At 73.1% G+C, this 9,450-nt stretch carries 10 protein-coding genes; all 10 read right to left on the bottom strand.

Annotation, left to right across the window (positions count from 1 at the left end; all coding sequences use genetic code 11):
* On the bottom strand, nucleotides 1–792 hold a 792-nt coding region (locus tag ABZ896_RS50385; protein ID WP_360945470.1), incomplete at its 3' end, for an aminotransferase class III-fold pyridoxal phosphate-dependent enzyme.
* A 1-nt stretch (nucleotide 793) separates the two neighbouring features.
* Entirely contained in the window at nucleotides 794–1,324 is a 531-nt protein-coding gene (locus tag ABZ896_RS50380) for a DUF6031 family protein (RefSeq protein WP_360945467.1), read from the bottom strand.
* Nucleotides 1,325–1,345: 21 nt separating this feature from the next.
* On the bottom strand, nucleotides 1,346–2,359 hold the full coding sequence (locus ABZ896_RS50375) for a DUF6001 family protein (protein ID WP_360945464.1): 1,014 nt from the start codon (nucleotides 2,357–2,359) through the stop codon (nucleotides 1,346–1,348).
* Nucleotides 2,359–3,348: a fatty acid desaturase family protein gene (locus tag ABZ896_RS50370; RefSeq protein WP_360945461.1), complete on the bottom strand. Its 990-nt coding sequence runs from the start codon at nucleotides 3,346–3,348 to the stop codon at nucleotides 2,359–2,361. The genes ABZ896_RS50375 and ABZ896_RS50370 overlap by 1 nt, the downstream gene beginning before the upstream one ends.
* 1 nt (nucleotide 3,349) lies before the next feature.
* The gene (locus ABZ896_RS50365; protein WP_360945458.1) at nucleotides 3,350–3,892 is read right to left on the bottom strand and encodes a deoxycytidine triphosphate deaminase; all 543 of its coding nucleotides are present in this window, start codon (nucleotides 3,890–3,892) and stop codon (nucleotides 3,350–3,352) included.
* Nucleotides 3,889–4,455 (bottom strand): hypothetical protein, encoded by a 567-nt coding sequence (locus ABZ896_RS50360; RefSeq protein ID WP_360945455.1) that lies wholly within the window; start codon nucleotides 4,453–4,455, stop codon nucleotides 3,889–3,891. The genes ABZ896_RS50365 and ABZ896_RS50360 overlap by 4 nt, the downstream gene beginning before the upstream one ends.
* On the bottom strand, nucleotides 4,452–5,483 hold the full coding sequence (locus ABZ896_RS50355) for a hypothetical protein (RefSeq protein WP_360945452.1): 1,032 nt from the start codon (nucleotides 5,481–5,483) through the stop codon (nucleotides 4,452–4,454). Before ABZ896_RS50355 ends, ABZ896_RS50360 begins: the two co-directional genes overlap by 4 nt.
* A complete protein-coding gene (locus ABZ896_RS50350) occupies nucleotides 5,480–7,126 on the bottom strand; it encodes an alkaline phosphatase family protein (RefSeq protein ID WP_360945449.1) in 1,647 nt (548 codons plus the stop codon). The genes ABZ896_RS50355 and ABZ896_RS50350 overlap by 4 nt, the downstream gene beginning before the upstream one ends.
* A complete protein-coding gene (locus tag ABZ896_RS50345; protein ID WP_360945446.1) occupies nucleotides 7,123–8,367 on the bottom strand; it encodes a hypothetical protein in 1,245 nt (414 codons plus the stop codon). Before ABZ896_RS50345 ends, ABZ896_RS50350 begins: the two co-directional genes overlap by 4 nt.
* Nucleotides 8,357–9,450, bottom strand: a 1,094-nt coding sequence (locus ABZ896_RS50340) for a PEP-utilizing enzyme (RefSeq protein WP_360945443.1), incomplete at its 5' end; no start/stop codon positions are given. The genes ABZ896_RS50345 and ABZ896_RS50340, both read right to left, overlap by 11 nt.

The raw sequence follows: 9,450 nt of genomic DNA, 5'->3' as shown, positions 1-9,450 counted from the left end.
CCCCCGCGGGGCAGCGGCCGTCGGGACCAGGCCGCCGCCGAGCACCTTGCCGACCAGGAGGAGGTCGGGCGGGCAGTCGGCGGCCGAGCGCCACAGGGTGCCGCAGCGGCCGAGGCCGGTCTGGATCTCGTCCAGGGCGAAGAGGGTGCCGGTCTCGTGGCACAACGTCCGCAGGGCGGTGAGGTGTTCGGCGTCGACGGGCAGCACGCCGCCCTCGCCGCGCACGGGTTCGGCGAAGAGCGCGGCGACCGTTTCGCCGGCGAGTACCTCGCGGGCCCGGTCGAGGTCCGCCGGGTCCAGGAAGTGGACCTTCGCCGTGAGCGGCAGCGGAGAGCGCACGGCGTAGGTGTCGGACAGGTGCAGGGCGCCCGCGGTCTTGCCGTGGTAGGAGCCGCGCAGGGCGGCGAACTCGGTGCGGTTGGTGGCGAGTGCGGCCGTCTTCATGGCCATCTCCACCGCTTCGGCACCGCTGTTGGCGAAAGCGACCTGGTCGAGGCCGGGTGGCGCGATGTCGATCAGGGCTTCGGCACCACGAGTTGCCTCGGCGTTGCCGAGGATCTTCCCGGACAGGCCCATCAGGTCCAGCTGGTCGCGGGCCACCGCGACGACCTCGGGGTGGCGGTGGCCGATCAGGTGGACGCCGAAGGAACCGAGGTCGAGCCAGCGCCGCCCGGTGGTGTCGGTGATCCAGGCGCCCTGGGCCTCCCGCTCCCCGGCGAGCAGGCCGGACATGCGCAGCAGCAGGGCCTTGGAGCGGCCGAAGGCGGCGCCGTAGCGTTCGACGAAGCCCATCTCAGGCGTCCTTGAGGAAGGGTTCGAGGAACGCCGCGTCCGTCCCGGCGGCGGTGCACAGTTTCGACCAGTCGCGCAGCGCCCGCAGGACCTCGCCCTGACCGCTGGCCACCAGCGGGTCGGGGATCTGTCCGGGGAAGGCTTCGCAGAGCGCGTTCCACAGCTCGCGCACTCCGGCGTCGTCGGCGAGATCGCCGCCGAACTCCTGGTCCAGGTCGAAGAGTTGGGCCAGCTCGGGGCCGGTGGCCGTGCAGACCTCGTGCAGTCCGTACTCCAGGGCGAGGGCGAGCAGGTGCCCCTCCCCCGCGGGCTCGGCGCCGGTCAGCCGGATGTCGATCTCGGCGAGCAGCTCCAGCAGCCGGAGTTTGACGACCTGGCGCAGCTGCGGCTGTTCCGCGCCGCCGTCCAGGTCCTCGACGTAGGCGCGGCCGTCGACCTGCATCAGCCAGGCCGCGGTCGCCCAGGCCCGGACGGCGGTCTCGGGGGGCAGGCCGCGGCCGGCGCGGACGCCGGGGAAGAGGGCGGGTTGCATCGGGCTCCTCGGGTGTCTCGGTCAGGCGGCGGGCAGCAGGGTCACGGCGCCGACGCGGGCGGCGCGCAGCAGGTCGGCGGGGGCGTCGAAGCCGGTGAAGCCGATCTCGCCCTCGGGGAGCGGGACTTGGCCGAGGAAGGCAGTGCTCGCACCGAGCAGCATGTCGGCGCCGGGCAGGAAGCGGCGCCGTACGAGACCGTCGGCGTGCGTCACGGTGAGCGTCGGGGTCCGGCCTTCTCCGGCCACGGCGTGGACCTCGGTGAGCAGGTCGAGGAAGAGCGGGGCGAGGGGGCCGACGTCCTTCCCGGCCAGTGCTTCGGACACGGGTGTGCGAAGGGCATCCACCACCGCCACCAAGGGAGTTGATCCCTCCCGCGCCCGGAAGCGGGTCCACCTCAGCAGGAACCACTTGCGGTTGGAGTAGACGTCGAGATGGTGCGAGAGGACGGCGTCCATCAGGTACAGCAGGGCGTTGACCGCGTAGCCCACCCGGCCGCGCCGCTCCCCCGCCGCCTCGGCGAGGGACAGGAACAGCACCTGTTCGGACGCGGTGTGCAGGGAGGACCACTTCCACAGCCGGGCGAGGTCGGGCAGGTGGTCGAGATAGGGCAGGGTCCGGTCCAGGGAGACGCCGTTGACCATCCGCTCCAGGTACTTGCGGCGCAGTTCGTGCCGCTTGTCCCAGCCGCGGTGGGCACGGACCGCCTCGCGGGGTGTCGCGTCCGCCAGGGCCCGCAGGTCGGCGAAGGCCGCCTCTGCCTCCTCCTCCGAGAAGGAGATGGATTCCAGGTGGTCGGGGCCCTCGAAGAGCTGCGTCGCCATCCGGGCGCCCGCCATCGGCTCGGTCTGGATCCTGATGAAGTCGATGTCGCTGGTGGCGTTGGCGAGTCCGTGGGTGGGCGAGCTGGTGAGCAGGAAGTGCCGGGCCGCTCCGGTACGGCCGCTCAGGAGCCGTTCGAGCCCGTCGGGGGTCAGTCCGCGCGCGGCCAGGAAGGCGTCGACATGGCCGAGGCGGGTCTCGGGCGTGAGGGCCATCAGGCGGCTCCTTGTTCCGTGGGGGCGGGCGTGGGGGCGGGGGCGGCGTACCGCAGGGCGCGGGCCTCGGCGACATGCCGCAGCACGCTGGAACGGCCGAACAGGTAGGAGTGCGAGATCCGGGCCTTCTCGCGCACGGCCTGGTTCTCCATGAGCCGGCGGTGCAGGGCGCCCAGGTTGTAGCAGGGCACGCTGGGATAGAGGTGGTGGGCCAGGTGGTAGTTGATCCGGCACGGGGAGAACAGGGCGCGCTCCACCGCTCCGGCGAGCACCGAGCGGGTGCCGCCGATCCCCGCGTCCTCGTCGCAGCCCACGTGCTCGGCCATGTCCCGCAGCCGCAGGATCATGCTCAGCGCGGTGATCATCGGCACGATCCACAGGAGCAGATACGGCAGCCACCAGCCGGTGACGACCAGGACGGCCGTAAGGACCGCGAGCCCGGCGAGGAAGAGAACGCACCGCGCGCGGCCCATGGCGCGGGCCACGCCCCGGTCCCCGCGCAGGACCGGGAGGAGCGAGAACTGGTCCAGGGTGCCGACGGTCTTGACGATGTTGAGGGCGACCGCGTCGGCGGCGAACAGGCGGACCCAGTCGCGGGTGGTGTTCTCGATCGCCGTCGGGTCGTAGTCCGGGTCGCGGTCGGTGTTGAGGTAACGGTGGTGTTCGAGGTGGTGGCGCCGGTACAGGGCGGTGCTGATGAACAGCGGGAAGGCCAGGAGGAGATCGCTGACCAGGTCGTTGACGCGACGGTCGGCGTACAGGAGGCGGTGGGCGCCGTCGTGCATGAGCACCGCGAGCGCGTGCTGGCGGGTCGCGACGACCACGATCGCCACCAGGTAGCCGTACCAGCGGTCCCCGTACACCGCGCCCGCCGCGGCCGCGCCGATCACGGCCCACTGCCGGGCGATGGCGAGCGTGGCCCGTACGGGACTGCGGCGGGAGAGTTCGCGCAGTTCGTCGATGCCGACGAACCGTTCACCTGACGTCATGTCACGCGCCCCCGTCCGTGGGGACGGTGACCAGGTCCTCGCTGAGCCGGGAGGCGACCGCGGCGGTGGAGCCGGTGTACTTGCCGTCGTAGAGGAGCGGGCTGCCCTGCATGGCCCAGAAGGCGAGCTTGCCGATGAGCATCCCGGGATAGAGCCGGACCGGGCTCGCCACGGTGATCTCCAGGGTCCAGGGGAAGACGGCGCCGCTGTGGCCGAGCGGGGCCGAGAACTGGATCCACACGCCGAGCGTGGAGACGGAGCGGCGGGCGTAGAGGGTGGCCGCGTAGTGCGGGCTGCCCATGGCCTCCATGGTGCTGCCGAGGTAGAACCGGCCGGGTTCCAGGACGACCCCGCCAGCGCCCATCGCGAGGCTCCGGGAGCCGGGGGCACGGCGGCTGTCCAGTGTCTCCCGGTCGTAGACGAGGAGTTCGGGGCCGAGCCGGAAGCCGTAGGAGTTGGGTTCGAGCCGGGCCGGGTCGAAGTCGTCGATGTGGAGGTCGCCCGCGGCCACCGCCTGGGCGATCTCGGGACCGGTCAGGATCACGGCCGGTAACTCCCTTGCAGGGTGGGGACGGTGGCGTGGATCGCCGTACGGTAGGCGGCGAGGTCGCCGCTGTTGTCGATGACCGCGTCCGGCTCGATCAGGTCGAGGGCGCGGGTGGAGCCGTCGGCGCGGGTGAGGTCGGCGCGGTCGGCGAGCCGGGCCAGGCGCAGCCGCTCGTCGCAGGTGACGCGCAGGATCCGGAAGCCCAGCTCGCGCAGGGCGGGGGCGTCGACGAAGGGGTCACGGAGGTCGTCGTTGACGACGAGCCCGGCCGTGCAGTCGGCGAGCCGGGCGGCGAAGTCGTCCACCAGGGCACGGGGGTTGAGCCGGCGCAGGTGGCCCGCCAGGTCCTCCATCAGCACCTGGTCCTGGGCGCCCGCCCCGAGCGGGGTGCCGGCGGTGGTGTAGACCCGGTCCTGGAGTTCGTACAGCGGACGGGCCAGCGGGATCCGGGCGAAGCCGATGCCCTGCTCGGTGGCGTACTCGCGCAGGGTGGCCGCGCAGGTGGACTTGCCGCTGCCGGAGTGTCCGACGATCGCGACGCGTATCTGACGCCCTGTCATGAGGCGCTCGCGAGCGCCGCGTCGAGGTCGACGTCGAGCGTGCCGGTCAGCCGGAGCATGGCGAGGCCGGCGAGATGGGGGCGCATCGCGGAGAGCGTGCGGTAGAAGGCCGCGTAGTCGGGGACGAGATAGTGCTGCCAGCCGAAGAAGGTGGTGTCGACGGCCCGGTCGACGATCCGGTTGAGCTCCATCCACCGCTCCGGTTCCTCCTCGACCGGTTCGACGGCGTACGGCATGCCGGGGCGGACCTCGGGGAGCAGGATCCCGGCGAGCCGGTGCGGCTCGGGCGTGAACTCCGAGCCGAGCCATGCCTCGAAGGCGTCCGCGTCCAGCAACAGCTTTCTGCGGTCGGGGAGTTCGGCCGGGTCGAGGCCGGTGTGGGTGCGCACCCAGTCGACGAGCTGCGGGTGTTCGCGCACGGTGCCGGCGCCGACGTACGGGTAGTCGCGCCAGGGGGTGGCGGTGATGCCGCCGTCCTCGATGCGGCAGAACAGCTTGTCGCCGGTGAGGTACTGCCAGCCGGGGCGGCTGAGCACGGAGACCAGGGTGGTGGTCTTGCCCGCGCCCTTCGGTCCGGCGATGGCGTAGGCGAGGCCGTCGCGGCGGACCCCGGAGGCGTGCAGCACGACCGTGCCGCGGGTCTCCTCGGTGCGGATGATCAAGTCCCTGAGGAAGTCCATCAGTTGGCACACGGAGCCGTCGGTGATGCCGACCTCGAAGCGCCGGTCGGTCCGGGCGTCTACCGGGACGTCCAGCCGGGTGTGCTCGTTGGCGTAGACGCGCCGGTCGCCGGTGCGGGAGAGGAGGGCGTGGAAGGTGAACTCCGGGGCGGTGCTCTGCCGGATCACCGCGGGACGGCCGGTCGGGGGCCGGGCCTCCGGGTCGTAGGGGACGAAGGTGAGGTGGAAGGCGGGTTCGTTGAGCGGCTGGTCGGCCAGGGTGTGCCGGAAGAATCGCGCGACCGGCTCGAAGGACTTCTCGGCCTCGCCGTCGATGTCCAGGTGCAGGGTGGTGTCGAGGAAGTTCATGTAGCGGTGCACACGCGCCTCGCAAGGGAGTCGGGTCGGGTACGGCCGAGTTGGCGCAGGGCGATCTGGGCGGGGAGGGTGTTGTCGACGACGCCGAGGTCGGTGCCGGGCGGCAGGCCGGGGCCGCGGGCGGCGAACACCGCGTGCAGCCGGGGGTCGCCGTTGTTGGTGATGTGGGCGCCCGGCTTGTGGGCGGGGACGACGGCCGCGCGATCGGGGCGCAGGGCGGCCGTGGGCAGGCAGTCGGGTTCGAAGAGCACATGGCGGACCAGGTCCGGGTCGGTGCCGGGCGAGCGCGCGCAACCGGTGACGAGGGGGCTTCCGGTGGGTGCGGTCAGGGCGCGCAGGGCGGCCTCGGCGCGGTCGAGCAGGTCGGGGGCGGCGGTACGGGGCTCCGAACCGCCGGGCAGGTCCTGGTGGTTGACCCACAGGGAGCCGTTGTCGGCCGGGTGGTAGATCACCGAGGAGCGGCGGGGGTCGAGGGTGCCGTCGGCGGAGCGGGCGGCGAGACCGGCGGCGACGAGTGCCTCGTTGGGGTGGACGACCCAGGCGGTGCCGGCGATGCCGTGGTCCGCGCCGAGCAGCACCGTGTCCTCGGCACCCGCCCGGTCGAGGACCGCGCCGAGCAGCCGGTCGGCCCAGCCGTAGCAGGTGCGGACCCGGGCCCAGACGCGGTCGTCGACGTCGGGGCGGTGGGCGGCGCTCTTGGGGTCGCACCAGCCGATGAGCTCATGGCCGAGGTCGTCGGTGCTGGGGAGGTAGATCACGACCAGGTCGGCGTGGTGATGGCGCAGGACGGCCCGTGCCGGGATCTCGAACGAGTCGTGGACGCGGGCCACGGAGGACAGGAAGAGGTCCTCCGCGGTGCCGTCCCCGCCGTCCACCAGCCGGGGGCCGAGCAGCCCGGCACGGTAGCTGGGGCCGATGCCCTCCCCGGCGAAGACCGGCAGCCCTCGGGCGACCGCCTCGGCGAGCGTCCGGTCGGGTCCCACGACCCGGGGCCGCCAGGCACCGGTCCGCAGCAGGAGCAGCCGTCCCCCGGTCTCGACCGGGCGCAGCCAGACACCGCTGTCCCGGCCCAGCCGCAAGGGCCGCCACTCGTCTTCCACCGTCACGGAACGGTCGCCGCAGGAGACGTGAACACGGCGGCCCCTGCGGGTCACCTCAAGCGTGTGGGGGCCGACAGGGAAGCTCTCCCGGCGGCCGGTGAGCGGCAGCGCCGCCTGTCGGTCGATGCGGTCGCCGTAGGCCTCCACCGCCACGTCGACGCCCGGTTCCGCCTCGCCGTCCGCGCCGATGGTCCACGGGACGTGCACGGCGGCGGTGCGCAAGCCGGCCTCCGCGGCCGTCCGCCAGACCGTCGGCGCGGCGCAGCGTCCCGGGGCGAAGGCCGCCGCGGACTCCTCGACCGGGCCGCCGGTGCCGGGGATCCGGAAGCCGGTGACGCCGTGCCGCTCCGGCCAGGTGCCGGTGAAGAGGGTGGCCAGGGAGGGCGGGGTCTGGCAGTTGGGGGCCGGCGGCCGGGCGGCGGCGCTGACGCCGGCGGCCCGCAGCCGGGCGGTGTGCGGCAGCGCGCCCTCGGCGACGAGCCGGTCGACGATCCAGTACGCGGCCGCGTCCCAGACCAGCCAGTAGACCGTCACCGTCCGGGCTCCAGGTCGGGCCGGACGGGCTCCAGGTCGGGCCGGAGGTCGACGACGTCCCGCAGGAAGCTGCGCTTGGAGTAGAAGGAGCGCTCCTTGGCCCAGCCGCGCTCGGCGAGGAACTCGCGCACCCAGGCGTCGACCCGGTCCATCTCGGCGACGACCTCGCCCTCCTCGTGCGCGACGAGGTTGCGGGAGCGCAGGTACTCCACCTCGCACTGGGAGAGGACGACCTCCGGATCGTCGAGGAGACGGCAGTGGTCGAAGAAGATGCCGTAGACGTGGCCGGTGCGCAGCGACTCGCACTGCACGTCGTAGCGGACCCTGCGGAAGGGCGGCAACGCCCGGACGCTCAGGCCGAGTTCGGTTTCGAGGTGGTCGGCGTAGCCGTCGGGGGCGAGGTCGACGCCGTGGGTGAGTTCCTCCCGGCGGGCGAAGGAGTCCTCGGCGAACCACTTGCGCTTGAGGATGTTGCGGCCGTCGGTGGAGGGGATGAAGGAGGCGTAGCCGCGCTCGGACTCCGGGGCGAGGACGTCGAAGAGGTGGTTGTCGTAGTACCAGATCTGGAAGTCCTCGCGGTACTCCGGCCGGCAGCCGGGGAGTTCGCCGGCCCTGAGCGCCCGCAGGACCTCCATGCCGGCCTCCCAGATGTCGGGGGCCGGGTCGAGGGTGTACTTGTACTCCAGTTCCGTGCCCTTGAAGTGGTTGCGGAAGTAGAGGTGGTGGTTGCCGAGCATCAGCTCGTGACGCTGATGGGCCGTCACCATCGGTTCCAGCCAGTGGAGTTGCTCGACCCGGCCGTGGCCGACCGGCTCGGGGGTGGTGCGGACGAAGCAGGCGTCCTCGGCGTGGGCGCGGATCTGGGCGTAGACGTGGTAGCCGCCGCCGGGATGCTCCGACAGGTAGCAGAGCGGGACCAGGGCCGAGCCCGCGGAGCCGACCAGGGGGCGCAGGCCGGGTCCCGCGAAGCCGTCCTCGAACAGCTCCGCACCGTCGGCCGTGATCGCGCCCAGGGGGCGGCCGGCGGCGGTGAGGACGTCGGCCTCGCAGGTGCCGAGTTCCGCCCAGCGCACGACCACGGTGGTACTCGGCCTGGTCTCCTCCAAGGGGTCCACCCGCACGAGGACGACCGGATCGGCGTCCGTGCGGGGCTTGCTGCCGTTGAGCAGGTGCACACCGCCGAGCACGATCCAGGTGCCGTGGGAGTCGAGGGGCGGGGCGGCGGTCCGTTCAGTGCTCATCGTCGGCGCTCCTTCCGGCGACGGTGATGGTGCCGTCGCCGATCACGGCCTCCGCGCCGTCCACCAACGGGCCGAGGTCCTGGGCCACCAGGGCCGGGACCTTGGCCTCGCGGAGCAGGATGGCGAGGTGGCACAGGACGGATCCCTCCTCGAAGACGAAGCCGGCCACCGCGCCGATGAGGACGGACAGCACCGCGTAGGGGCGGCGGGCGCGGATCACCGGAGGCGCGGGCATGGCCCGGATCTTCTCCAGCAGGCGGGTGATCTCGGTGTGCTCGGTGACGTCCTTGCTGCGGTCCACGCTCACCGCGGGGCCGACCGAGAGCCGGGCCAGCAGGTCGTCGTCGGCGAGCGAGAGCAGCGGTCCGCGCGCGGAGCCGGCGGAGACCGACGTGCCGCGCTCGCCGGTGAGTTCGTCCCCCGCGAGCAGGGAGTAGTCGACGAAGTGGGGCTCGCCGCCGGCGAACACCCACTCCACGGTGGCGTCGCCGTACCGCTCGTGCATCCGGCTGGTGAAGGCGGCCATGCGCTCCAGGTGCGGGGCGAGTCCGGGGGGCACCTCGCCGCTCGTTCCGCTCGCGTGGAAGACGAAGGAACGCGCGCCCGCCGTACCGCGGTTGAGGGCGAGCAGGCCGTCGGGGGTGTACTCGACGAGCAGGTCGGTCCCGGACCGGCGGGTGATCAGGCCGAGGTCACCGCGGATGAAGTCCCGGACCACCACGGCCTGCGCCCGGTCGGGGTCCGCGCCGCGCGTCAGTTCGTCGAGCCGGTCGGGCACCTGGTCCTTGGGGAGGACGATCTGGCGCAGTGTGGCGCCCAGGTCCAGGACGCACTCGGTCCCGGGGCCGGTCGCCAGCAGGGCGCGCACCCGCTCCCGGCCCTCGGGGGCGGACAGGTCCCGCGCGGTGAAGCCGATCAGCCAGCCCGCGCCGACGGGCAGGCCCAGTTCCTCGGCGAGGCGGTGCGCGGGCCCGCGTTTGGCGGTGTAGGTGCGGATAGGGCGTGCGGAGATCGGGCGGCGGGCGTTCCTCGGGGACTCCGGGATGACCGCGCCGGGGCGGACCGTGCCGGACGGCGGTCTGG

This window comes from Streptomyces sp. NPDC047072 (assembly GCF_040643855.1).
Classification (GTDB): Bacteria; Actinomycetota; Actinomycetes; order Streptomycetales; family Streptomycetaceae; genus Streptomyces.
Note: the sequence above shows the minus strand (reverse complement) of the source record. Positions and strands in the feature narration are given on the sequence as shown.